Annotated in this window: 18 protein-coding genes and 1 riboswitch; of the genes, 7 read left to right on the top strand and 11 right to left on the bottom strand. The window is 71.0% G+C overall.

Going from position 1 to position 23,738, the window contains the following annotated elements:
* Window positions 1–6 precede the first annotated feature (6 nt).
* Window positions 7–1,134: a ferrochelatase gene (locus tag ACFWWR_RS18750; protein ID WP_383866528.1), complete on the bottom strand. Its 1,128-nt coding sequence runs from the start codon at window positions 1,132–1,134 to the stop codon at window positions 7–9.
* Between the two features lie 182 nt (window positions 1,135–1,316).
* On the opposite strand from ACFWWR_RS18750, the gene ACFWWR_RS18745 reads away from it, so the two are divergent.
* The 3 genes from ACFWWR_RS18745 (at window position 1,317) to sepH (ending at window position 5,338) form a co-directional block, all read left to right on the top strand.
* On the top strand, window positions 1,317–2,555 hold the full coding sequence (locus tag ACFWWR_RS18745) for an MFS transporter (protein WP_383866526.1): 1,239 nt from the start codon (window positions 1,317–1,319) through the stop codon (window positions 2,553–2,555).
* Window positions 2,515–3,834 carry a D-arabinono-1,4-lactone oxidase gene (locus ACFWWR_RS18740; RefSeq protein WP_384304301.1) on the top strand — a complete coding sequence of 440 codons (1,320 nt, stop codon included), beginning with the start codon at window positions 2,515–2,517 and terminating at the stop codon, window positions 3,832–3,834. Before ACFWWR_RS18745 ends, ACFWWR_RS18740 begins: the two co-directional genes overlap by 41 nt.
* 451 nt (window positions 3,835–4,285) lie before the next feature.
* Window positions 4,286–5,338, top strand: a complete 1,053-nt coding sequence (sepH, locus tag ACFWWR_RS18735) for a septation protein SepH (protein ID WP_383866522.1) — start codon at window positions 4,286–4,288, stop codon at window positions 5,336–5,338.
* A gap of 73 nt (window positions 5,339–5,411) precedes the next feature.
* Here sepH and ACFWWR_RS18730 read toward each other — a convergent pair whose 3' ends face one another.
* Window positions 5,412–6,263 carry a sulfurtransferase gene (locus ACFWWR_RS18730; protein ID WP_384304298.1) on the bottom strand — a complete coding sequence of 284 codons (852 nt, stop codon included), beginning with the start codon at window positions 6,261–6,263 and terminating at the stop codon, window positions 5,412–5,414.
* Window positions 6,264–6,557: 294 nt separating this feature from the next.
* On the opposite strand from ACFWWR_RS18730, the gene ACFWWR_RS18725 reads away from it, so the two are divergent.
* Complete coding sequence (locus tag ACFWWR_RS18725) at window positions 6,558–7,361, top strand: VOC family protein (protein ID WP_384304296.1); 804 nt, start codon at window positions 6,558–6,560, stop codon at window positions 7,359–7,361.
* Window positions 7,362–7,468: 107 nt separating this feature from the next.
* On the opposite strand, the gene ACFWWR_RS18720 is transcribed toward ACFWWR_RS18725, so the two are convergent.
* The 4 genes from ACFWWR_RS18720 to ACFWWR_RS18705 all read right to left on the bottom strand — a co-directional run bounded on the left by ACFWWR_RS18720 (window position 7,469) and on the right by ACFWWR_RS18705 (window position 12,861).
* Entirely contained in the window at window positions 7,469–8,086 is a 618-nt protein-coding gene (locus ACFWWR_RS18720) for a thymidine kinase (RefSeq protein ID WP_384304293.1), read from the bottom strand.
* Window positions 8,087–8,152: 66 nt separating this feature from the next.
* Window positions 8,153–9,355, bottom strand: coding sequence for an alkaline phosphatase family protein (locus ACFWWR_RS18715; protein WP_384304290.1), 1,203 nt, complete (start codon window positions 9,353–9,355; stop codon window positions 8,153–8,155).
* On the bottom strand, window positions 9,355–9,942 hold the full coding sequence (locus tag ACFWWR_RS18710) for a DUF5998 family protein (RefSeq protein WP_217237412.1): 588 nt from the start codon (window positions 9,940–9,942) through the stop codon (window positions 9,355–9,357). Before ACFWWR_RS18710 ends, ACFWWR_RS18715 begins: the two co-directional genes overlap by 1 nt.
* Window positions 9,943–10,014: 72 nt before the next feature.
* Window positions 10,015–12,861 carry a GNAT family N-acetyltransferase gene (locus ACFWWR_RS18705; protein ID WP_383866512.1) on the bottom strand — a complete coding sequence of 949 codons (2,847 nt, stop codon included), beginning with the start codon at window positions 12,859–12,861 and terminating at the stop codon, window positions 10,015–10,017.
* 178 nt (window positions 12,862–13,039) lie between these two features.
* On the opposite strand from ACFWWR_RS18705, the gene ACFWWR_RS18700 reads away from it, so the two are divergent.
* Window positions 13,040–13,321, top strand: coding sequence for an HPr family phosphocarrier protein (locus tag ACFWWR_RS18700; RefSeq protein ID WP_053749171.1), 282 nt, complete (start codon window positions 13,040–13,042; stop codon window positions 13,319–13,321).
* Between the two features lie 126 nt (window positions 13,322–13,447).
* Here the strand turns inward: ACFWWR_RS18700 and ACFWWR_RS18695 are convergent, their stop codons facing one another.
* The 4 genes from ACFWWR_RS18695 to ACFWWR_RS18680 form a co-directional block, all read right to left on the bottom strand.
* Window positions 13,448–14,140, bottom strand: a complete 693-nt coding sequence (locus ACFWWR_RS18695; RefSeq protein ID WP_383866510.1) for a GntR family transcriptional regulator — start codon at window positions 14,138–14,140, stop codon at window positions 13,448–13,450.
* 281 nt (window positions 14,141–14,421) lie between these two features.
* Window positions 14,422–15,186: a M23 family metallopeptidase gene (locus ACFWWR_RS18690; protein ID WP_383866508.1), complete on the bottom strand. Its 765-nt coding sequence runs from the start codon at window positions 15,184–15,186 to the stop codon at window positions 14,422–14,424.
* Window positions 15,187–15,198: 12 nt separating this feature from the next.
* A riboswitch (cyclic di-AMP (ydaO/yuaA leader) is annotated at window positions 15,199–15,366 on the bottom strand.
* A gap of 216 nt (window positions 15,367–15,582) precedes the next feature.
* On the bottom strand, window positions 15,583–16,986 hold the full coding sequence (locus ACFWWR_RS18685) for a M16 family metallopeptidase (protein ID WP_384304288.1): 1,404 nt from the start codon (window positions 16,984–16,986) through the stop codon (window positions 15,583–15,585).
* Window positions 16,983–18,332: a M16 family metallopeptidase gene (locus ACFWWR_RS18680; protein ID WP_383866505.1), complete on the bottom strand. Its 1,350-nt coding sequence runs from the start codon at window positions 18,330–18,332 to the stop codon at window positions 16,983–16,985. The genes ACFWWR_RS18685 and ACFWWR_RS18680 overlap by 4 nt, the downstream gene beginning before the upstream one ends.
* 389 nt (window positions 18,333–18,721) lie before the next feature.
* Between ACFWWR_RS18680 and ACFWWR_RS18675 the strand changes: the two genes are divergently transcribed.
* Entirely contained in the window at window positions 18,722–21,178 is a 2,457-nt protein-coding gene (locus tag ACFWWR_RS18675) for a DNA topoisomerase (ATP-hydrolyzing) subunit A (RefSeq protein WP_383866503.1), read from the top strand.
* On the opposite strand, the gene ACFWWR_RS18670 is transcribed toward ACFWWR_RS18675, so the two are convergent.
* On the bottom strand, window positions 21,175–22,266 hold the full coding sequence (locus ACFWWR_RS18670; protein WP_384304312.1) for a CobW family GTP-binding protein: 1,092 nt from the start codon (window positions 22,264–22,266) through the stop codon (window positions 21,175–21,177). The two genes, ACFWWR_RS18675 and ACFWWR_RS18670, sit on opposite strands and share 4 nt — an antisense overlap.
* Window positions 22,267–22,628: 362 nt before the next feature.
* On the opposite strand from ACFWWR_RS18670, the gene ACFWWR_RS18665 reads away from it, so the two are divergent.
* Window positions 22,629–23,183: a DUF6082 family protein gene (locus ACFWWR_RS18665; protein WP_383866501.1), complete on the top strand. Its 555-nt coding sequence runs from the start codon at window positions 22,629–22,631 to the stop codon at window positions 23,181–23,183.
* Window positions 23,184–23,738: the final 555 nt, after the last annotated feature.

Raw genomic sequence — 23,738 nt, 5'->3', positions numbered from 1 at the left:
CGCTCCTCACGCGTAGGGGCTGTCGGCGCCCGCGGCGGCGGGGCGGGGCGCGCGGGCCGGGCAGCAGCCCACCGGGCAGAGGTTGTGGTGGGCACCGAGCGCGCCCAGGGCGCACGGCGTGACCTCCTGCCCGCGCTCGACGGCGGCCCGCTCCAGGACGAGCTCGCGGATCGCGGCGGCGAACCGCGGGTCGGCGCCGACGGTGGCCGAGCGGCGCACCGGCAGGCCCAGTTCCTCACCCTTGGCCTTGGCCTCCGTGTCGAGGTCGTACAGGACCTCCATGTGGTCGGAGACGAAGCCGATGGGGGCGATGACGACCGCCGGGGCCCCGGCCGCGTGCCGCTCCTCCAGGTGGTCGCAGATGTCGGGCTCCAGCCACGGGATGTGCGGGGCGCCGGAGCGGGACTGGTACACGAGCTGCCAGGGGTGGTCGACGCCGGTCCGCTCGCGGACGGCGTCGGCGATCAGCTGGGCGACGTCCAGGTGCTGCCTGACGTACGCGCCGCCGTCACCCTGCTCCTCCACCGGGCCGGAGGTGTCGGCGGAGGCGATCGGGATCGAATGGGTCGAGAAGGCGATGTGGGCGCCGTCCCTGACGTCCTCGGGGAGATCGGCGAGGGACCGGAGGACGCCGTCGATCATGGGCTCGAGGAAACCGGGGTGGTTGAAGTAGTGCCGCAGCTTGTCGATCTTCGGCAGGTCCAGGCCCTCTGCCTCCAGGGTGGCGAGCGAGTCGGCGAGGTTCTCGCGGTACTGGCGGCAGCCCGAGTAGGAGGCGTAGGCGCTGGTGGCGAGGACCAGGATGCGACGGCGGCCGTCGGTGACCATCTCACGCAGGGTGTCCGTGAGGTAGGGCGCCCAGTTCCGGTTGCCCCAGTGGATCGGCAGGTCGAGGCCGTGTTCCGCGAAGTCCTTGCGGAGGGCGTCCAGCAGGGCGCGGTTCTGGTCGTTGATCGGGCTGACCCCGCCGAACAGGAAGTAGTGCTGACCCACTTCCTTCAGACGTTCCTTGGGGATACCGCGCCCCCGCGTCACGTTCTCCAGGAACGGGACCACGTCGTCGGGTCCCTCGGGGCCGCCGAACGAGAGCAGGAGCAGGGCGTCGTAGGGGGTGGCTTCGAGCGCGTCTGGCATGAGTCGAATCCTGCCACCCGGCATTGCCCGAGGTGCGTTAGGGTGCCCTAACTCGTAAGCTGTATCAGCTATCTTCGCGCCTTACTGAGCCGCCGTATCCGCGCCTCACCTTCACGCCTCACCTCCACACCCCCCCTTCACGCCTCACCGAGCCGCCCCGCTCCCGCCCGACCGGAGACCCCGTGCCCAGCCCCTACCGCGCCCTGTTCGCCGCTCCCGGCTCCAAGGGGTTCTCGGCCGCGGGCCTCCTCGGCCGTATGCCGCTGTCGATGATGGGCATCGGCGTGGTCACGATGGTCTCCCAGCTCACCGGGCGCTACGGCCTGGCAGGCGCGCTGTCGGCGACCATCGCGCTCGCCGCCGCGGTGGCGGGTCCGCAGGTCTCGCGGCTGGTGGACCAGTACGGGCAGCGGCGGGTGCTGCGTCCGGCGACGGCGATCGCCCTCGTCGCGGCGGCCGGGCTGCTGTTCGCCGCGCACTACGAGTGGCCGGACTGGACCCTGTACGTGTTCAGCGCCGGCATTGGCTGTGTACCGAGCATCGGCGCGATGATCCGGGCGCGGTGGGCGGCCCTGTACCGGGACACCCCGCAGCTGCACACCGCGTACTCCTTCGAGTCCGTGATCGACGAGGTCTGCTTCATCTTCGGGCCGATCATCTCCATCGGTCTGTCCACGGTCTGGTTCCCGGAGGCCGGGCCGCTGCTTGCCGCCTGCTTCCTGGCGGCGGGCGTCTTCTGGCTGACCGCGCAGCGCGCCACCGAGCCGGCTCCGCATCCGCGCGAGCACCGGGGCGGCGGCACGGCGATGCGCGCCCCTGGCCTGCAGGTCCTGGTGGGCACCTTCGTGGCGACCGGCGCGATCTTCGGGGCGGTCGACGTGGTCACGGTGGCCTTCGCCGACGAGCAGGGCCACAAGGGCGCCGCGAGCGTCGTCCTCGCGCTGTACGCGGCGGGCTCCTGTCTCGCGGGGCTGGTGTTCGGGTTGTTGCGCTTCAAGGGGGCACCCGAACCTCGCTGGTTGCTGGGCGTATGTGCGATGGCCGTGAGTATGATCCCCCTCCTACTGGTCGGAAACTTGCCGTTTCTGGCCGTGGCGCTGTTCGTAGCGGGCCTGTCCATCGCTCCCACGATGATCACGACGATGTCCCTGATCGAACAGCACGTACCACGCGCGCAACTGACCGAGGGCATGACCTGGGTGAGCACCGGGCTCGCGGTCGGGGTCGCGCTCGGCTCCTCGGTGGCCGGCTGGGTGATCGACGCCGCCGGTGCGCAGGCCGGGTACGGGGTTCCGGCGGTGTCCGGGGCCGTCGCGGTCGCGGTCGGTTTCCTCGGGTACCGCCGGCTCAGCAGGCCGGTTCCGCATCGGGGAGGCACCGTTGAGCAGCACAGCGAGCGGGAAGAACGGCACATGGCGTAACTGGGGAGGCAACGTCGCCGCCCGGCCCGCGCGTGAGGTCACACCCGCCTCCGTCGAGGAGCTGTCCGAGGCGGTGCGCAGGGCGGCCGAGGACGGCCTGAAGGTGAAGGCCGTCGGCACCGGGCACTCCTTCACGTCGATCGCCACCACCGACGGTGTGTTGATCCGTCCTCAACTGTTGACCGGCATCCGCAACATCGACCGGGACGCCATGACGGTCACGGTCGAGGCCGGCACCCCGCTCAAGAGGCTCAATGTGGCACTGGCCCGCGAGGGCCTGTCGCTCACCAACATGGGCGACATCATGGAGCAGACGGTCTCCGGGGCCACCAGTACCGGCACCCATGGCACCGGGCGCGAGTCGGCCTCCATCGCCGCCCAGATCAAAGCCTTGGAGCTGGTCACCGCGGACGGGGCGGTGCTCGCCTGCTCCGAGAAGGAGAACCCCGAGGTCTTCGCGGCCGCCCGCATAGGGCTGGGCGCGCTCGGCATCGTCACCGCGATCACCTTCGCCGTGGAGCCGGTCTTCCTGCTCACGGCGCGCGAGGAGCCGATGCCCTTCGACCGGGTGGTCGCCGAGTTCGACGAACTGTGGGCGGAGAACGAGCACTTCGAGTTCTACTGGTTCCCGCACACCGACAGCACCAACACCAAGCGCAACAACCGCAGCGCGGGTCCGGAGCGGCCGGTGGGGCAGCTCGCGGGCTGGTTCGAGGACGAGTTCCTCTCCAACGGCGTCTTCCAGGCCGCCCAATGGGTCGGCCGCGCGGCGCCCGCCACGATCCCGACGATCGCGCAGATCTCCAGCAAGGCCCTGTCCGCGCGGACCTACACGGACATCCCCTACAAGGTCTTCACGTCACCCCGCCGGGTGCGCTTCGTGGAGATGGAGTACGCCGTCCCGCGCGCGTCCGTGACCGAGGCACTGCGCGAACTGAAGACGATGGTCGACCGGTCCGGCCTGCGGGTCAGCTTCCCGGTCGAGGTGCGCACCGCGCCGGCCGACGACATCACGCTGTCCACGGCGTCGGGCCGCGACAGTGCGTACATCGCCGTCCACATGGTCAAGGGGACGCCCTATCAGGCGTACTTCACCGCCGCGGAGCGGATCCTGACCGCGTACGAGGGCCGGCCGCACTGGGGCAAGGTGCACACGCGGGACGCCGAGTACTTCGCCGGGGTCTACCCCCGCTTCGGCGAGTTCACCGCCCTGCGGGATCGGCTGGATCCAGAGCGCCGGTTCCAGAACGACTACCTGCGACGGGTGTTGGGGTCGTAGCCGAGATACCGGGGGCACGGTTGCGCGAGAAGGAGACGTACGGCCGAGAGCGATAGGTTCCGTTTCTGGTGATTGCGTGAAGTACGCCACGTCCAAGATCCGGAGAACCGCGCCGCGGCGGCCAAGTACCGTCCCCCGTCCGAAGTTCGCCAGCGCGCCAATCCACGCACGTGGCCCGAATGGAGTACTGTTGCGAGCCCTGGGTCAGGTCTCCCGCCTGGGCGTCCGTGGCCTTCAAGGACCGCCGGGAGGGAGCCAGTTGCACAGGGTGACGGAGTTGGTCACTTAGCGTTGCGAATAGGTAACCGTGCCATAACGGCGGTCCCGGGCCTGTGCCCGACACGCCGGGCAACTCGGCAAGGTTGTGGCAGGCTGCACCCGGGCAGGCCACACTCGACTAGCGGAAGCAGCGACGCACGTGACGTCGGCAGGCACCACCCGGGAGGTCCCCATGCCCGAACTGCGTGTCGTGGCCGTCTCGAATGACGGCACACGGCTGGTGCTGAAGGCTGCGGACAGCACGGAGTACACGCTTCCGATTGACGAGCGTCTGCGCGCCGCCGTTCGCGGCGACCGTCCCCGCCTTGGCCAGATCGAGATCGAGGTGGAGAGCCATCTCCGCCCCCGTGACATCCAGGCACGTATACGCGCCGGTGCGACCGCGGAAGAGGTCGCACAGATGGCCGGCATCCCCGTCGATCGCGTACGGCGCTTCGAGGGTCCCGTGCTGGCCGAGCGCGCGTTCATGGCCGAGCGCGCCCGGAAGACTCCGGTGCGCCGCCCCGGCGAGAACGCGGGGCCGCAGCTGGGCGAGGCCGTCCAGGAGCGGCTGACCCTGCGCGGGGCCGAGAAGGACAGCGTCCAGTGGGACTCGTGGCGCCGTGACGACGGCACCTGGGAAGTCCTGCTGGTCTACCTGGTCGCGGGCGAACCGCACTCGGCGAGCTGGACGTACGACCCGCCCCGGCGGCTCGTCCAGGCCGTCGACGAGGAGGCGCGCTCGCTGATCGGCGAGTCCGACGACCTCGCGGCCTCGCCGGAGCCCAGCTTTCCCTTCGTACCGCGCATCGCACGGCTGCCGCGCGACCGGCCGCTGGACCGTGCCCTCGACCGGGAACGGCCCAGCCTGCCCGCGCCGCCGCCCGAGGCCCCCGAGGAGACCGCGACCGCGAGCGCCGGCGAACGGGACTCGCTGACCAGCCTGTTGGAGGCGGTGCCGAGCTTCCGGGGCGACCTGGTGGTCCCGGAACGCCCGTCGGAGGACCCCGAGGCGGAGGAACCCGCCCCGGAGCCCGAGAGTGAGGAGCCCCCGGCCCCAGCGGCCTCGGCCGGGTCCGCCTACGCGGACGTCCTCATGCCCCGTTCCGTCGGCAGCCACCGCGACCGTCTCATCGGCTCCACCGATCGCCAGGCAGAGGCGGACGGCGTCCGCCCGGGGCGCCGGGCGGCGGTCCCGAGCTGGGACGAGATCGTGTTCGGGACGCGACGGAAGAAGCAGGAGTAGTCGGCCGTACGACATGCGGTACGACATCGGGAGGGGCGCGCGCCGGTCGGTGCGGGCCCCTCCCGTCGTGCGCCTACTGCGGGTCGGGCCCCACGGCGACGGGACGCGACGGGTCCGACGACCACTCCGACCAGGAGCCGACGTAGAGCGCGGCCGGGATGCCCGCCACGGCCAGCGCCAGTACCTGGTGCGCGCCGGAGACTCCGGAACCGCAGTAGACGCCGACCTCCGAACCGTCGGTGGCGCCCAGCGCCTTGAAGCGCTCGGTCAACTCCTCGGCGGGCAGGAAGCGTCCGTCCGTGGCCACGTTGTCCGTGGTGGGCGCCGAGACGGCGCCCGGAATGTGCCCGCCGACTCGGTCGATCGGCTCCACGTCACCCCGGTAGCGCTCGCCCGCCCGTGCGTCCAGCAGTACGCCGGAACGCGCCAGCGCCGCCGCACCGTCCGCGTCGAGCAGGCCCCGCGCGCCCGGCTCCGGCCGGAAGTCCCCCGCGGCCGGCTCGGGCGTCTCCACCGACAGCTCACCCTCCCAGGCCGGCAACCCGCCGTCGAGGACGCGCACGTTCGGGTGACCCGTCCAGCGCAGGAGCCACCAGGCTCGGGCCGCCGCCCAGCCTTGTCCGCCGTCGTAGACGACCACCGGCGTCCGGGACGAGACGCCCGCACGGCGCATGGCGGCGCCGAACTCCGCGAGGTCGGGCAGCGGGTGCCGGCCTGCGGTGCCGGGCCTGGCGGCGAGCTCCCGGTCCAGGTCGACGTAGACGGCGCCGGGGATGTGTCCGGCCGCGTACTCGGCTCGGCCGTCGAAGGAGGGCTCTCCGGCCGCCTTGGCCAGACTCAGCTGCCAGCGGACGTCGAGCACGACCGGCGGCTTGACTGCCGCCAGGTCGCTCGCGAGTTCGGATGCGGAGATGATGGCGTTCATGGCCACCATCCTCGCGCACGGGGTGGCCGCATCGTTCGTGTCCGGCTACTCTGCTCGGCCGGACAGACCCGGTCACGAGGCGTACGGGATCGGGCACATGCTGTACAGCCGATCGCCACCCGTCGGTCATCGCGCGGAACGGCCACGGGACCGCGCGGCGGGCGTTCTCCGGTCACGGGCCGGCGGACGGCGGCGCGCCCGGGGGCGGGGCACCACGACGGGTGCGAGCATCGGCACGGGGTCCGTCAGAGCGGAAGCGACACGGCACCGCGAGGGGCCGAGGAGAGAGTGACGATGACCGAGGCAAGGGGGTCGTCCGGCCCGAACGGCGAGACACCCGCCCGACACGCGCCCGGCGCGCCCTGCTGGGTGAGCCTGATGGTGCACGGAATGGCGGCGACCCAGGAGTTCTACGGCTCCCTGTTCGGCTGGGAGTTCCAGCCGGGTCCGCAGCAGCTCGGTCCCTACGTCCGGGCACTGCTCGACGGACACGAGGTGGCCGGCATCGGCCAACTGCCCCCCGACCGCCACCTTCCGATCGCCTGGACGCCCTACCTCGCCTCCGACGACGTGGATCTGACGGCTGAAACGGTACGCCTGTGCGGCGGCACGGTCGGCGTGGGGCCGCTGGACGCGGGTGACGCCGGGCGGCTGGTGATCGGTTCCGACCCGGCGGGCGCGGTCTTCGGCGTGTGGCAGGCGTCGGCCCACCTCGGCACGTCCATCGCCGGGGTACCGGGCACCCCGGCCTGGCACGAACTCCTGACCTTCGAGTCCACGAGCGTCGCCAAGTTCTACGAGACGGTGTTCGGTTACGAGGAAGAGCCGGTCGTGTCCGCCGACTCGGACTACGTCACCCTGCACATCGCGGGCCGCTCCGTCGCCGGCATCCGCGGCGTGGGCAGCGCCCTGCCCCGCGACCGTGGCCCGCACTGGACGACGTACTTCGAAGTGGCCGACACGGACGACGCGGCCGACCTCGTGACGGACCTGGGCGGCCACGTCCTCGAGCCGCCGCACGACAGCGCACACGGGAGGGCGGCCACGGTGGCGGATCCCGAGGGTGCGCGGTTCTCGCTGATCCACGGGGTGCGCTGAGGCGGGGGGTGCGCTGAGGCCGGGAGTGCCGGCCGTCCCTGTCGGACGGATCGCCGAACAGGAAGGCTACGGCGAGCTGTTGGCGGCGGTCGGGGTGCCGTGCGGGCCTAGTGGGCGAAGGCCACCGAGGAGCTGGTCATCCGGCGGCGGTGGTGGCGTCGGCACAGCACCTCGTAACCGACCTCCGCCGCCGGGCGGTTCACATCGCCCACGACGACCTGCTCGCCCTCCACCACCATCTCGCCGCCCAGGGTGCGGGCGTTGTGCGTGGCACGCGCCCCGCACCAGCACATGGCCTCCACCTGGAGCGCCTCTATCCGGTCCGCCAACTCGATCAGGCGCTGGGAGCCGGGGAACAACTTGGTGCGGAAGTCGGTGGTGATGCCGAAGGCGTAGACGTCCAGCCCCAGGTCGTCCACCACTTCCGCCAGTTGGTCGATCTGCTCGGAAGAGAGGAACTGCGCCTCGTCCACGATCAGGTAGTCGACCTTGCAGCCCCGCTCGATCTCGGCCACGACGTAGCCCAGCAGGTCCATGTCCGGTCCGGCCTCGACCGCCTCCGTCACCAGGCCGAGCCGCGAGGAGAGCTTCCCCTCGCCGGCGCGGTCGTCGCGGGTGAAGATCACGCCCTGGAGGCCACGGGCCGAGCGGTTGTGCTCGATCTGGAGAGCCAGCGTGGACTTCCCGCAGTCCATCGTTCCGGAGAAGAACACCAGCTCGGGCATGGCGAGTCGAGCACCTTTCAGCACAGGGGACACAGGGGACACAGGGGACACAGGGGGAGTAAAGCGTCAGGAGCGTACTTCGAGCAACGGGACCAGCTGCTCGGCAGGGGTCATCGAACCGTGGTTGCCGACCATCGCCGACTCCTTGGGCTCACGCTGCGAGGCGACGATGAGCACGTCGTCGCGGGCAGCGGCGACCACGTCGCCGAGCCGGCCGTACACCCGCTGCTCGACCTGGTCGGGCCGGCCGAACCAGCCCGCCGCGATCGCCTCGTCCCGCGAGGCCACCCAGAACTGCTCGCCGAGGACCTCGCGCCAGCAGGTCAGGACGTCGTTCTGGGCGCCGGGCACCGCGTACACGTGGCGGGCGCGGCCCTCGCCGCCCAACAGGGCGACCCCGGCGCGCAGCTCCCAGTCCTCGTCGAAGTCGATGCGGTGCTGCTCGTCGAAGGGGACGTCGATCATGCCGTGGTCGGCGGTGACGTAGAGCGCGGTGCGCGGGGGCAGCTGCTCGGCGAGCCGCTGGACCAGCCGGTCGACGTACATGAGCTGGCCGCGCCAGTTGTCCGAGTCGATGCCGAAGCGGTGGCCGGCGCCGTCGAGTTCGGCGTAGTACGTGTAGACCAGGGAGCGGTCGGCGGCCGCCAGCTGCTCGGCCGCGAGATCCATCCGGTCCTCGCCGGACAGCCGCCCGAGGAACGTGCCTCCGCTGAGGGCGACCTTGGTCAGCGGGGTGTTCTCGAAGGTCGGGGACGACACCTGGGCGGCGTGCACCCCCGCCTCGTGGGCCAGCTGGAAGACCGTGGGGTACGGCTGCCAGACCTTCGGCGAGGTCCAGGGCTGCCAGCGCAGCTGGTTCATCAGCTCGCCGGTGTCCGGATTGCGCACGGTGTAGCCGGGCAGGCCGTGGGCGCCGGGCGGGCGGCCGGTGCCGACGGAGGCGAGGGAGGTGGCCGTGGTGGCCGGGAAGCCGGTGGTGAGGGGCCGGCCGGTGCCACCGCGGGAGGTGGCGAGGAGCCCGGTCATGAAGGGCGCCTCGTCCGGGTGTGCCCTGAGCTGTTCCCAGCCGAGTCCGTCGATCAGGAACACGCAGTTCCGGTCGGCGGGCGTGAGCTCCGGGATGGCCGCGGTGAGGCCCGGTACGGCCATGCCCGCGGCCAGCGTGGGCAGCAGATCGGCGAGTGAGCCGGTGCCGTACTCGGGGGCGGGCGCCGAGTCGGGGGCGAGCGGCTGTGGGTGGTGGTCCCAGTCCGAGACGGGCTGTGCCATCAGCGGGTGACGTCCGCGGTCGCCTCGGAGATGGCCTGCGCGAAGACGAGCGCCTGGCGCACCGTCTCCGGGCCGTCCCCGGCCTCGCTCACACGCAGGCTCAGGTCGTCGGCCGTCGAACTGCCGGTGTAGCCGTGGTCGGCCTCGCAGTTGGGGTCGCCGCAGGCGGCGGGCTCCAGGTCGATGCGGGAGACGGCGCCCCAGCCGATGGTCAGCACGACCTCCCGCGGCGGCGTGCCCGGCACGTACTGCTCCGGGTTGGCGACGACGCGGCTGATCACGACCGACGAGATCCGGCCGAGCTTCACGGATTCGGTGGAGGTGGTGGCGTAGGGCGTCGGGGAGGTGGTGTCCGCGGCCTGCTCGTCGGTGTGGCTGACGATGAAGCGGGTCTCGGTGAGGACGAGAACGGTCACATGCCGCCGCACCTCGTTCTGGTCGAACGTCGTCTCCTGGTGGACCAGGTACGACCGGATGGTGTCGCCGCCCACGGCGGCCTCCACCGCCTCGGCCACGAGGGCCGGGTAGTAGCCGCTGCGTTCGATCGCCGCTCGCAGCCCCTGGGTCGTCGTACTGGTCTTGGCCATGACGTCCATCCTACGGGGAGCCACTGACTGCGAGGCACGCTCGCGGCGGTCTCGGGTCGGTCCGGTACGCCCTCAGTACGCGGGAAGCGTCCTCGGGCCGAGGTCGTCGCGGGCCGGCGGCGGCGCCAGCCGCACCGAGGCACCGAGGACACTCAGCCCGCGAGTGGCGACGACGACCGGCTCCAGGGTGACCGCGACGACCTCGGGATGGTCGTCGACCAGCCGCGACACGCGCAGCAGCAGTTCCTCCAGGGCCGGGGTGTCGACCGGGGTGGATCCGCGCCAGCCGAACAGGAGCGGCGCCGTCCGGATCGACCGGACCAGCGAGGTCGCCTCCCGGTCGGTGACCGGAACCAGCCGGTGCGCCATGTCCCCGAGCAGTTGCGAGGCGGCCCCGGCGAGCCCGAAGGACAGTACGGCGCCCGCCGCCGGGTCGATGACGGCCCTGACAACGGTGTCGACTCCGCGGGGCGCCATCCCCTGCACCACCGGCCGCAGCTCCTCCGGTGTTCCGAACAACTCGATCAACTCGGTGTAGGCGCGCCGCAGTTGCTCCTCGTCCGCGAGATCCAGGCGTACGCCGCCCAGGTCGGCGCGGTGTCGCAGGTGCGGGGCGGTGGCCTTGAGGGCGACCGGGTAGCCGAGGGTGCGGGCGGCGGCGACGGCGTCCTCGGGGGTGCGTGCGGGCAGCGCAGGGTGGACGTGCATGCCGTACTTCCCGAGCAGCTCGCAGGTCGCCTCGGTACCGAGGGTGAGCCCCTGCCCACGCGCGAGGAGCCCTCCGATCAACTCGGCGGCCCCCTTCTCGTCGATGTCCTCATACTCGGGCACCTTGCCGGGCTCGGCGGCGTCCCGCCGCCACTGGGCATACTTGACGGCTTCGCCGAGGGCACGGACCGCTCGTTCGGCGGCGGGGTACGCGGGGATCAGGCGGGAGCCGCTCTCGGGGGCCGGCGCGTCGTCCACCGCCTTCGCGGCCAGTCGGTCCAGCGAGCGGAACGGGTGGTCACGGCCGACCGTGGCGGGCGCCGGCGAGCTCGCCCGGGGTGCGGTGCTCGCCGCGGCCGACAACGCCTCCGCCAGCCCTCCGAGCTCCACGTGCACCACCATGACCGGCTTCCCGGGCACCCGCTCCGCCGCCGATCTCAGCGCCTCCGCCAGCGCCGCGTCGCCGGGATACCCCTCCCCCACCGCCGGTATCGCGGTGACCACGACGGCGTCGCACGCGTCGTCCGCCAACGCCCGGGACAGCGCCCCGTGGAAGTCCTCCGGCGACGCCCCTGTCGTCAGGTCCAGCGGCGGCAACGGCCTGAGCCCCTCGGAGAGGCACGCGTCGTACGTGAGCAGCCCCAGCGACTCGGAGTTCCCGAGGATCGCCACCCGCGCCCCCTCCGGCAGCGGCTGGCGCGCGAGCAGCAGCCCGACGTCGACCAGCTCGGTGATCGTGTCGACCCGGATCACCCCGGCCTGCCGCAGCAGCGCGGACACGGTGGCGTGCGGCAACCGCGTCGCCCGTACGGCATGCCCCTGCGGAGCCGCTCCCCCGTGCCGTGCCCCCTGCACCACGACCAGCGGTTTCGCGGCCGCCGTACGCCGTGCGAGCCGCGTGAACTTGCGCGGGTTGCCGATCGACTCCAGGTACATCAGCGCCACGTCGGTGTCGGGGTCGTCGTACCAGTACTGCAGGACGTCGTTGCCGGAGACGTCCGCCCGGTTGCCGGACGACACGAACGTCGACACGCCGGTGACCCCGGTGACCCCGCCCCCGCGCCGGTGCAGTCGGGACAGCAGCGCGATGCCGATCGCGCCGGACTGGGAGAACAGCCCGATCCGGCCCGGCCGGGGCATCTCGGGAGCCAGCGAGGCGTTCAGCCGTACGTCCGCGGACGTGTTGATGATGCCGAACGCGTTCGGCCCGATGATCCGCATGCCGTACGCCCGCGCGTGCCGGACGAGTTCACGCTGCCGCTCGCGCCCCTCGGGCCCGCTCTCGGCGTACCCGGCGGAGAGCACGACCAGCCCCTGCACGCCGTGCGTGCCGCATTCCTCGACCACTTCGGGAACGTGCTCCGCGGGAACGGCGACGACCGCGAGGTCGACGGGCCCGTCGACCTCCCGGACCGACCGGTGGGCGGGCACCCCGGCGAGTTCCTTCTGCCCCTCGGGGAGTGCCTTGTTCACGGCGTGCAGCCGGCCGGTGAACCCGGCGTCCCTGATGTTGTCGAGGACGCTGCGGCCCACTCCGCCGGGCGTGCGGCCGACCCCGACGACGGCGACGGACCCGGGCATGAGCAGCCGTTGCACGGACCGCGCCTCGGCGCGCTGTTCGCGCGCGTACTGCACGGCGAGCGAGCGGTCCGTCGGCTCCAGGTCGAACTCCAGGCGGACGACGCCGTCCTCGAAGCTGCGCTTCTGCGTGTACCCCGCGTCCCGGAACACCTTGATCATCTTGGTGTTGGCGGGCAGCACCTCGGCGGCGAAACGGCGGATGCCCCGCTCACGCGCGACGGCCCCGATGTGCTCGAGCAGCGCGGAGGCGACCCCGCGTCCCTGGTGGGCGTCCTGGACGAGGAAGGCGACCTCTGCCTCGTCGGCCGGGGCCGCGGCGGGCATGCCGTCGGCGCCGATGCGGTCGTAGCGTACGGTGGCGATGAACTCGCCGCCGATGGTGGCCGCGAGTCCCACCCGGTCCACAAAGTCGTGGTGCGTGAAGCGGTGGACGTCCTTGGCGGACAGACGAGGGTAGGGCGCGAAGAAGCGGTAGTACTTCGACTCGTCCGACACCTGCTCGTAGAAGCTGACGAGGCGATCGGCGTCATCGACGGTGATGGGCCGGATGCGCGCGGTCCCACCGTCGCGCAGCACCACGTCGGCTTCCCAGTGGGCGGGGTACTCGTGCCGGTCCGACGAGGTCTGCATGGGCCCCAGAGTACGGCTCGCGTACGACAACGGCGCGAGGCAGTCTGTGGAGGACGTCAGCCGGACCGAGGCCGCGGTCCGACGACACACCGGGGCGGGACGAAGGACCGCTCCGGGCATGCTTCACGATATGGGAAACTGGTCTAGACAACCTTGATACACCGAAGGGCAGCATCACATGGCTGAGCGCCGCGTCAACGTCGGCTGGGCCGAGGGTCTCCACGCCCGCCCCGCTTCCATCTTCGTCCGGGCCGCCACGGCCGCAGGTATCCCGGTGACGATCTCCAAGGCCGACGGCAACCCCGTCAACGCGGCCTCCATGCTGGCCGTCCTCGGTCTGGGCGCCCAGGGCGGCGAGGAGATCGTCCTCGCCTCCGACGCCGAGGGCGCGGATGTGGCTCTCGACCGTCTGGCGAAGCTGGTCTCCGAGGGTCTCGAGGAGCTTCCCGAGACCGTCTGACCATCCAATTAAAGGTTGCAACGAAGGGCTCGTCCGAATTATCGGGCGAGCCCTTTGCATTTCCCGCTCGCGGGCAGCAGAAATAATCCCCCGCGAATTATCCCCTCTTTGTATACGGCGCTCGTGTTAATGCCGCAGGCCCGTCATGTTTACGGGATGTTGCGAGTTCCTCACACGGTCCGGCCGCTCCCCGCCGGGGAAGCGCAGTCGGTGCGCGGTCGTCGCGCGCTCCGTGTGCAGCGCCGTGAGTGCCCGCGCGCGTTCGCTGTCGCCGCGCGCCACCGCGTCCACGATCGCGCCGTGCTCCGCCCACGACTCGACGGGGTTGGCCGGCGCCTCCACCGCGTACATCCAGGCGATCTTGTGACGCAGCTGGGTCAGCATCGAGGTCATCGCGGCACTGCCGGAGGCCTGTGCGAGCGTCTCGTGGAACCAGCTCCCCAGGGAGCGCAGGTCCTCACTGTTGCCCCGCCTGGCCCGCTCCTGCCCCAGTCGCACGAGGCCGCGCAGCACCTTGAGATGGGCCTCGGTGCGCCGCTGGGCGGCCCGCGAGGCGCCGAGCGGCTCCAGGAGCATGCGCATCTCCAGCAGGTCGGCACCCTCCTGCTCGGTGGGTTCCGCGACGCACGCGCCCGCGTGCCGCCGGGTCACCACGAAGCCCTCCGCCTCCAGCGTGCGCAGGGCCTCCCGGACGGGGACGCGCGAGACGCCGTAGCGCCGCGCGAGCAGTTCCTCGGTGAGCCGGCTGCCGCGCTCGTAGACACCCGCGACGATGTCGTCACGGATCGCCGTGCATACCGAGTGCGCCGGAATACGCATGACCGACCTCCGCTTTAATCCCCGTGAAACGTCGACGATTGACGTGTGTTCAGCGACTCTATTGCAATCAGCGGGAATTTCCGATGGCGGGCCGGAATCCATGGATATTTTTTGGACAGACGGCCGTCCGAAACACCGAAAGCCCCGGCTCGGGAGCCGGGGCTTCGGGATGCGGACCAATGGTCGTCAGACGATCACGGGCGCGGGCGTCGGACGATCACGCCGTGCGGGCGTCAGACGTTCACGCCGTGCGGGCGTCAGACGTTCACGCCGTGCGAGCGTCAGACGTTCACGCCGTGCGAGCGGAGGTAGGCGACGGGGTCCATGTCCGAGCCGTACTCCGGGGTCGTGCGGGCCTCGAAGTGCAGGTGCGGGCCGGTGACGTTGCCGGTGGCACCGGAGAGGCCTATCTGCTGGCCCGGGGTGACCGTCTGACCGACGGAGACCGCGAGGGACGACAGGTGACCGTACTGGGTGTAGGTGCCGTCGTTCATCTTGATCACGACGTTGTTGCCGTACGACCCGCCCCAACCCGCCTCGACGACCGTGCCGGAGCCGACCGCGTGGACGGAGGTGCCGCTCGCGGCATGGAAGTCGACGCCGGTGTGGCTGCCGGAGGACCAGACGCCGCCGCCGGCCTTGTAGCCGGTCGAGATGTACGAACCGGAGATCGGGGCGACGTAGGAGTTGAGGCGCTTGCGCTCGGCCTCGCGGGCGGCGCGCTCCTTGGCCTCGCGGGCCTGCTTGGCCTCGGCGACGGCCTGCTTGCGCGCGGCCTCCTCGGCCTTCCGCTGCGCCTCCGCCTCATCGGCGGCCTGCTTCTGGGCGGCCGCCTGGGCGTCGATCTGGTCGGCGACCGAGTCGCCCATGGTGATGACGGGGGTGAGACCGGTCTGCTCGACGGCCGGTTCGGCGGCGAGCGCCGGGGCGGCCAGGGTGCCGATGACGCCGGTGGTGGTGAGCGCCGCGATGCCGGCGGCCCGGGCGGTGGTGCGCTTCATCCGGCTGGGACGCCGGTGCTTCCCGGTGGCGCAGGTGAACGCCATGTGGTGGCTGGTCCTTTCCTTCCTTCTCGCCTACCGGGTTAGCTGACGGGTTCGGAGCAGGAAGGTCTCCTACGGACCCCCTCGCGGTGCGCGCGGGCGTCCGATTCACCCCAGGGACTTATGGTTTGGGTCCCCGGCTCCCCAGGCTCGCGCCATGTGGGGACTCGGCGATGACTGTCCGGTGCCGCGGCTGCGGCGCACTGCCTGACGAACAGCCCGCATGACGCTAAGCGCGGCAACTTTCAATCCCCAAACGGATCACGGCTTTTGTAGCGCATGCCACAGGGCAGACAGGCAACCTCTCCCTCAATTCGGACATACAAGGGCCCTGGCGACTCTTGAGTCACCAGGGCCCCTTGGACGCGCGCGTGCGCCCACTTTGCCGCGCGCTTGCGACTACTCCGCCGGAACGACGGTGACTTCGCCGACGCCGAGGGCCTCCACGGGCTCCTTGATCTGCGCCGCGTCCCCGACGAGGACGGTCACCAGCCGGTCGACCGGGAAGGCGCTCACGGCCGCCGCGGTGGCCTCGACGGTGCCGGTCGCGGCGAGCTGCTGGTACAGCGTCGCCTGGAAGTCGTCCGGCAGGTGCTGTTCGACCTGGTCGGCCAGCGTGCCCGCCACCGCCGCCGCCGTCTCGTACTTCAGCGGGGCCACCCCGACGAGGTTCTGCACGGCGACGTCGCGCTCGGCGTCGGTGAGCCCCTCGGCGGCGAGGGTGCGCAGCACCGTCCACAGGTCTTCGAGGGCGGGGCCGGTGTTCGGGGTGTCGACGGAGCCGCTGATGGCGAGCATCGCGGCACCCGTGGCCCCGCCGGGGGAAGAGGGGGCGCTGGAGCGCATGACCTGCCCGAACGCCCGCACACCGTAGGTGTAGCCCTTCTCCTCGCGCAGGACGCGGTCCAGGCGGGAGGTGAGGGTGCCGCCCAGGCAGTACGTGCCGAGCACCTGCGCGGGCCACACGCGGTCGTGCCGGTCGGGACCGATACGGCCGATGAGCAGCTGCGTCTGGACGGCGCCGGGGCGGTCCACGATGACGACCCGCCCGGCGTCGTCGGCGGTCACCGGCGGCACGGGGCGGGGCTCGGCCGAGGAGCCGGTCCAGGAGCCGAGGGTGTCCCCGAGCAGCGCGTCGAGGTCGATCCCGGTGAGGTCGCCGACGACCACGACGGTGGCGGTGGCGGGGCGGACGTGCTTCTCGTAGAAGCCGCGTACGACCGCGGAGTCGATGTTCTCGACGGTCTCCTCGGTGCCCTGGCGCGGGCGCGACATGCGCGAGGTCGCCGGGAAGAGCTCCTTGGAGAGCTCCTTGGCGGCCCGCCGGGACGGGTTGGCCAGCTCGTGCGGGATCTCGTCGAGGCGGTTGCGCACCAGCCGCTCGACCTCGCTGTCCGCGAACGCGGGCGCCCTGAGGGCGTCGGAGAGCAGGCCCAGCGCCTTCGCGAGACGCGAGACCGGGACTTCGAGGGAGAGCCGTACGCCGGGGTGGTCGGCGTGCGAGTCGAGGGTGGCGCCGCAGCGCTCCAGCTCGGCGGCGAAATCCTCGGCGGAGTGCTTGTCGGTGCCCTCGGAGAAGGCCCGCGCCATGATCGTGGCGACGCCGTCCAGACCGGCCGGTTCGGCGTCCAGGGGCGCGTCCAGGATCACCTCGGCGGCGACGACCTGCTGGCCGGGGCGGTGGCAGCGCAGCACCGTCAGGCCGTTGTCGAGGGTCCCGCGCTGCGGCGCCGGGAAAGCCCAGGGCTTGGCGTCGCCGGCCTGGGGCTGGGGGTGGAATTCCATCGTGGCGAGCTCGGTCACCGGGCCGCCTCCTCGTTCTCGTCCTGGTCGGCGGGGGTTTCGGGGGCGATCGGCTCGTAGACGAGCACAGCGCGGTTGTCGGGGCGCAGGCGGGCCTTGGCGACCTCCTGGACCTCTTCGGCCGTCACGTCCAGCACGCGCTGTACGGCGGTCAGGGCGAGCTGTGGGTCGCCGAACAGGACGGCGTAGCGGCACAGTTCGTCGGCGCGGCCCGCGACCGTGCCGAGCCGGTCCAGCCACTCGCGTTCCAGCTGGGCCTGGGCCCGCTCCATCTCCTCGGCCGTGGGGCCCTCCTCGGCGAACCGGGTGAGCTCCTCGTCGATGGCGGCCTCGATCACCGGCACCTCCACATCACCTGAGGTCTTCACGTCCAGCCAGCCCAGGGAGGGCGCCCCGGCCAGCCGCAGCAGGCCGAAGCCGGCCGCCACCGCCGTACGGTCGCGTCGTACGAGCCGGTTGTAGATGCGCGACGACTCGCCGCCGCCGAGGACGGTGAGCGCCAGGTCGGCCGCGTCGCACGCGCGCGTGCCGTCCTCCGGGAGCCGGTAGGCGGCCATCAACGCGCGCGCGGGGACCTCTTCCTCCACGACCTCACGCAGCTGCTCCCCCATGACGTCGGGCAGCGAGCCGTCGCGGGGTACGGGCTTGCCGTCGTGCGGTGCGATGGACCCGAAGTACTTCTCGATCCAGGCGAGCGTCTGCTCCGGATCGATGTCGCCGACGACCGACAGGACGGCGTTGCCCGGCGCGTAGTACGTGCGGAAGAACGCGCGCGCGTCCTCCAGGGTGGCCGCGTCCAGGTCGGCCATCGAGCCGATCGGGGTGTGGTGGTAGGGGTGGCCCTCCGGGTAGGCGAGGGCAGTCAGCTTCTCGAACGCCGTGCCGTAGGGGACGTTGTCGTAGCGCTGCCGGCGCTCGTTCTTGACGACGTCCCGCTGGTTCTCCATCGACTCGTCGTCGAGGGCGGCCAGCAGCGAGCCCATGCGGTCGGCCTCCAGCCAGAGGGCGAGCTCCAGCTGGTGGGCGGGCATGGTCTCGAAGTAGTTGGTGCGCTCGAAGCTGGTGGTGCCGTTGAGCGAGCCGCCTGCGCCCTGGACCAGCTCGAAGTGGCCGTTGCCCTTGACCTGGCCGGAGCCCTGGAACATGAGGTGCTCGAAAAGGTGAGCAAGGCCGGTACGACCCTTGACTTCGTGGCGCGAGCCGACGTCGTACCAGAGGCACACCGCCGCGACCGGGGTCAGGTGGTCCTCCGAGAGCACCACGCGCAGCCCGTTGGCCAGGCGGTGCTCGGTCGCTGTCAGGCCGCCGGAGCCTGCCTGTGCTGTGGCCGTGTGACCCATGGGCATGTACGTCCCTTCGATCGCGGTCGCGGTCGCTGAAACCGCGCTTTTCCTGCCGGTCCTGCCACTGTATGCAAGCGTGCGGACGGTCGGCGAAGTTCCCGGACGACGTACGCCGTCAGCGAGATCGCGTAGCCTGCGGGCAATCGCGGTCAGGCGCCCGCCCTTCAACGGGCCGGGCGGCCGGCAGTGGGCCCCGGCCCGCACTGTCAGTGCCGCGGTCCACAATGGTCGCGTCAGATCCCGTTCACGCTTCAGCAAGAGTGAGCCGAAGGGACGCGTCGATGCCGAGAGGTCGAGCGCGCACAGGCCCGCAGGGCTGAGCACGGTCGGGCCTTGGACACCGACCTCAGCGCCCCCAGGCGAACTACCAGAAACAGGAGGAGCCGGCAGCGATGGCCCGCCGCAGCACGAAGACCCCGCCGCCCGACGACTCGTACGAGGAGAAGATCCTCGACATCGACGTCGTCGACGAGATGCAGGGCTCCTTCCTCGAGTACGCGTACTCGGTCATCTACTCCCGCGCCCTGCCGGACGCCCGTGACGGCCTCAAGCCGGTGCACCGCCGCATCGTCTACCAGATGAACGAGATGGGCCTGCGCCCGGAGCGCGGCTATGTGAAGTGCGCCCGTGTCGTCGGCGAGGTCATGGGCAAGCTGCACCCGCACGGTGACGCGTCGATCTACGACGCCCTGGTGCGCATGGCCCAGCCCTTCTCGATGCGCGTCCCGCTGGTGGACGGCCACGGCAACTTCGGCTCGCTGGGCAATGACGACCCGCCGGCCGCCATGCGGTACACCGAGTGCCGCCAGGCCGAGGCGACGAGCCTGATGACCGAGTCGATCGACGAGGACACGGTCGACTTCAACCCCAACTACGACGGCCAGGAGCGGGAGCCGGTGGCCCTGCCGGCCGCCTTCCCCAACCTTCTGGTGAACGGCGCCTCCGGCATCGCGGTCGGCATGGCCACGAACATGCCGCCGCACAACCTGGCCGAGGTCATCGCGGCCGCCCGCCACCTGATCCGCTACCCGAACGCGGACCTCGAAGCCCTGATGCGCCACGTCCCGGGCCCCGACCTGCCCACCGGCGGAAGGATCGTCGGCCTCTCCGGCATCCGGGACGCGTACGAGACGGGCCGCGGCACCTTCAAGATCCGCGCCACGGTGGCCGTGGACAACGTGACGGCCCGCCGCAAGGGCCTGATCGTCACCGAACTGCCCTTCACGGTCGGTCCCGAAAAGGTCATCGCCAAGATCAAGGACCTGGTCGGTTCGAAGAAGCTCCAGGGCATCGCGGACGTCAAGGACCTGACCGACCGCGCGCACGGCCTGCGCCTGGTCATCGAGATCAAGAACGGCTTCGTGCCGGAGGCGGTCCTGGAGCAGCTCTACAAGCTGACGCCCATGGAGGAGTCCTTCGGCGTCAACAATGTGGCGCTGGTGGACGGCCAGCCCCTCACCCTCGGCCTCAAGGAGCTCCTGGAGGTCTACCTCGACCACCGCTTCGAGGTCGTGCGCCGCCGCAGCGAGTTCCGCCGCACCAAGAAGCGCGACCGTCTGCACCTGGTGGAGGGCCTGCTCACCGCGCTGATCGACATCGACGAGGTCATCCGCCTCATCCGCTCGAGCGACAACTCCGCGCAGGCCAAGCAGCGCCTGATGGAGCGCTTCTCACTGAGCGAGATCCAGACGCAGTACATCCTGGACACGCCGCTGCGCCGCCTCACCAGGTTCGACCGCATCGAGCTGGAGTCGGAGAAGGAGCGGCTGAACGCGGAGATCGCGGAGCTGACCCGGATCCTCGACTCGGACTCCGAGCTGCGCAAGCTGGTCTCCGCCGAACTGGCCGCGGTGGCGAAGAAGTTCGGCACCGAGCGGCGTACGGTCCTCCTGGAGTCGGCGGGTGCCCCGACGGTCGCCGTGCCGCTCCAGGTGGCCGACGACCCCTGCCGCGTGCTCCTGTCCTCCACGGCCCTGCTGGCCCGCACGGCGAACGGCGAGCCGTTCCCGGAGGACGCCGACGCCCGACGCACCAAGCACGACGTGATCGTCTCGGCGGTGCCGGCCACCGCGCGCGGCGAGGTGGGCGTGGTCACGTCCGCCGGACGCCTGCTCCGGGTGAACGTCGTCGACCTGCCCCAGCTCCCGGACACCGCGTCCGCACCGAACCTCTCGGGCGGCGCCCCGGTCGCGGAGTTCGTCCCCCTGGAGGGCGACGAGACGGTGGTCTGCCTGACCACGCTCGACGAGTCCTCCCCCGGCCTGGCGATCGGCACCGCCCAGGGCGTCGTCAAGCGCGTCGTCCCGGACTATCCGACCAACAAGGGCGAGCTGGAGGTCATCACCCTCAGGGAGGGCGACCGGATCGTCGGCGCGGTGGAGTTGCGCACCGGCGAGGAGGACCTGGTCTTCATCACGGACGACGCGCAGCTGCTGCGCTACCAGGCCTCCCAGGTCCGCCCCCAGGGCCGCCCGGCCGGCGGCATGACGGGCGTCAAACTCACCGAGGGCGCGAAGGTGATCTCCTTCACGGCCGTCGACCCCGCCGCCGACGCGGTGGTGTTCACTGTCGCGGGCTCACGCGGCACGCTGGACGACTCCGTCCAGACGACGGCCAAGCTCACTCCGTTCGACCAGTACCCGCGCAAGGGCCGCGCCACCGGCGGTGTCCGCTGCCAGCGATTCCTGAAGGGCGAGGACTGCCTGTCCCTGGCCTGGGCGGGCCCCGTCCCGGCGAAGGCGGCACAGAAGAACGGCACCCCGGCCGACCTCCCGGAGATGGACCCGCGCCGCGACGGTTCGGGCGTGTCGCTGCCGAAGACGGTGTCGGTGGTGGCGGGGCCGGTCTAAGCCTCGACCTGCTGGAAGGACGTGTCCTCCTGGAGGGTCTCGTCCTCCGGTTCCTGTACGTAGCGCAGAACGCCCCACATGCCGTGCTCGTCGGCGTGTGGGGCGTCGCTCTTGCACGCCTCCAGCTCCTTGCCGAGGGCGGGTGCGTCGATGCCGGAGCCGATGAGCACCAGCTGGGTGAGGCGGGCGTCTGCGGGTGCCCAGGGCTCCGGGTAGAAGCGCAGGAACCGCCCGACGGCATGCACGCCGTAACGGTTCGCGGGGTCGTCGGGCCCGAAGTCGACGTACCCCTTGATCCGGTACAGCCCCTCGGGCCTGCTGTCGAGGAACCGCATCAACCGACGCGGGTCGAGCGGTACTTCGGAGACGAAGGCCACACTGTCGTAGCCGCTGTGCAGGTGCTGGTCGCGGTCGTCCCCCGCGGTGTGATCGTGCAGGTCGTCGAAGGACAACTGCCCGAGGCGCTCCTCACTGGGCCGGCAGTCGAAGAGGAACTCGGGGTCGATGCGGCCGTAGCGGGCGGGCACCACGGCGGCCCGGTCGACGAGGGACCGGACCAGCCCGAGGACCCGCTCGCCGTCGGCGGCCCGGTCGAGCTTGTTGACGACGACAAGGTCGGCGAGGCCGAGGTGCCGGTCGATCTCGGGGTGCCGCGCGCGGGTGTCGTCGAACTCGGCGGCGTCGACGACCTCGACCAGCCCGCCGTAGACAATCCCCGGATGCTCGCTGGCGAGCACCATGCGCACGAGTTCCTGGGGTTCGGCGAGCCCGCTGGCCTCGATCACGATGACGTCGATGCCGAGGGTGGGCCGCGCGAGCCGCTGTAGGTACTCGTCCAGCTCACTGGCGTCGACGGCACAGCACAGACACCCGTTGCCGAGGGAGACCGTGGAGTCGCCGAGGGCACCGGCGACGGCCATCGCGTCGATCTCGATGGCCCCGAAGTCGTTGACGACGGCGCCGATCCGGCTGCCTCCACTGCGGTGGAGCAGGTGGTTGAGCAGTGTGGTCTTGCCGGAGCCGAGGAATCCAGCGAGCACGACGACCGGGATCTGCCGCGCCCCCGGACTCGCCGACGGGTTCGGAATCGGACGCGGGCCTGCGTTCGTCTGCGGGCTCGGCTGGCTCAACGTGCGACCCTTCTCTCACCAAAGCGCGCACCGGCTCGCAGCCCGGCGCACGTACGAGGATTGAATGCCGACCCAGGATACGAGCCGGAAGAATCCCCGCGAAGTGAACGATTGTTAGCAGCTCTTGCGGGGCAGACGTTGGGGAAGGCGCTGGACTGTGCGACCCTCGCTTCCCTCCGTGCGCCTCCTCTCCGCCTCCCCGCCGATCAGAGCCGCTCGGCATTCTGGGAGGCGGCAAGCGCCGCCCTCCGCTCGCCGGTCCCCTCCAGTCGACCCGCACTCCGACGACCGGCGGACGGCCGCCTGATTCGGGGGTTGACATGGCCACACGGAATTTTGGAGTACAGGGGTTTGGCTCCGTCGCGGCGGCGGGCCTGATGCTCGCCACCGCCACGTTGACTATGGCTTCGCGTCAACGGCGACTCGAAGAGGCCCGCCTGCAGGTGAGGCGTATGGAGCTCGAGGAAATGGCGTCCCGACGCAAGGCGCTGGCGCACCAACAGCGCATGCACTGGGAGTTGCTGGCCAAGGCCATCGACGACCCTTCCCTCGCCGAGGTCATCGACACCTACGACAAGAGCATCCCGGCCGCGAAGCGGCGGCAGTACTTCTACGCCAACGCCTGGTACGTCAACCTGTACCACCTTTACCGCTCAGGGATCCTGGACCAGGAGGGGTTGTACGGGCATCTGCGTGAGCTCTTCCAGAGCCCCCTGCTGCGGGAGTACTGGGAGGCTTCGAAAGGGCAGCGCGCCACTTTGAAGCACTCGTCGGACGAGGCCAGGATCGGGCGCATGGTCGACGGCCTCATCAAGGACCTGGACGAGGCCGAGACGGACGAGTGGTGGGTGGTGGGTACGCCACCGACAGCATGACCACCCCTCTACAGCATGACCACCCACTCCGGTCAACCCACCTGCCCCCGTGACAAGGCCGGGTGGCTTTTTGCGCTGCTGGCCACACGTGCCTCGGGGATCTCAGTACCTTGTTGCCCGTGTCCATCCATCGTTGATGTTCAACCCTCCGGCATCCCTTCAGGGTGCACAAAACCGCGTCCCTCACGTGAGGACACGTCTGTGACCTCAGTGGCGCGGGACGCACTCCCGCACTCAGGCCTTCGGGCCAGAGGGAAGCCGATCTTGAAACGCGAGCGCGGGCGGAAGGACCGACGGTGGATCCACGTACGGAAGCACGTCCAGCAGCACGTCTCCTCGGAGCGCGTGTGCGCGTCCTGCGAGGTCTTTCTCGTGATCGCATGGCTGATCGAGCACAAACCGTGGGTCTGCGCCCCAGCTGAGCGATCAGCCAGGGCTCACATCCATCACCAGGGCCTCGCCCGCCGGTCCGGGGCCCGGGCCGACTGGAGGGCGGGGTCGTTCGACATCTCGGAGTAGCCGCACGCACCGAGGTTCAGGAGCCCCAGCTACATC

Source organism: Streptomyces sp. NPDC058678 (genome assembly GCF_042714835.1).
GTDB lineage: Bacteria > Actinomycetota > Actinomycetes > Streptomycetales > Streptomycetaceae > Streptomyces.
The sequence above is the reverse complement of the archived record's forward strand: the minus strand, read 5'-3'. Positions and strand labels throughout refer to the sequence as shown.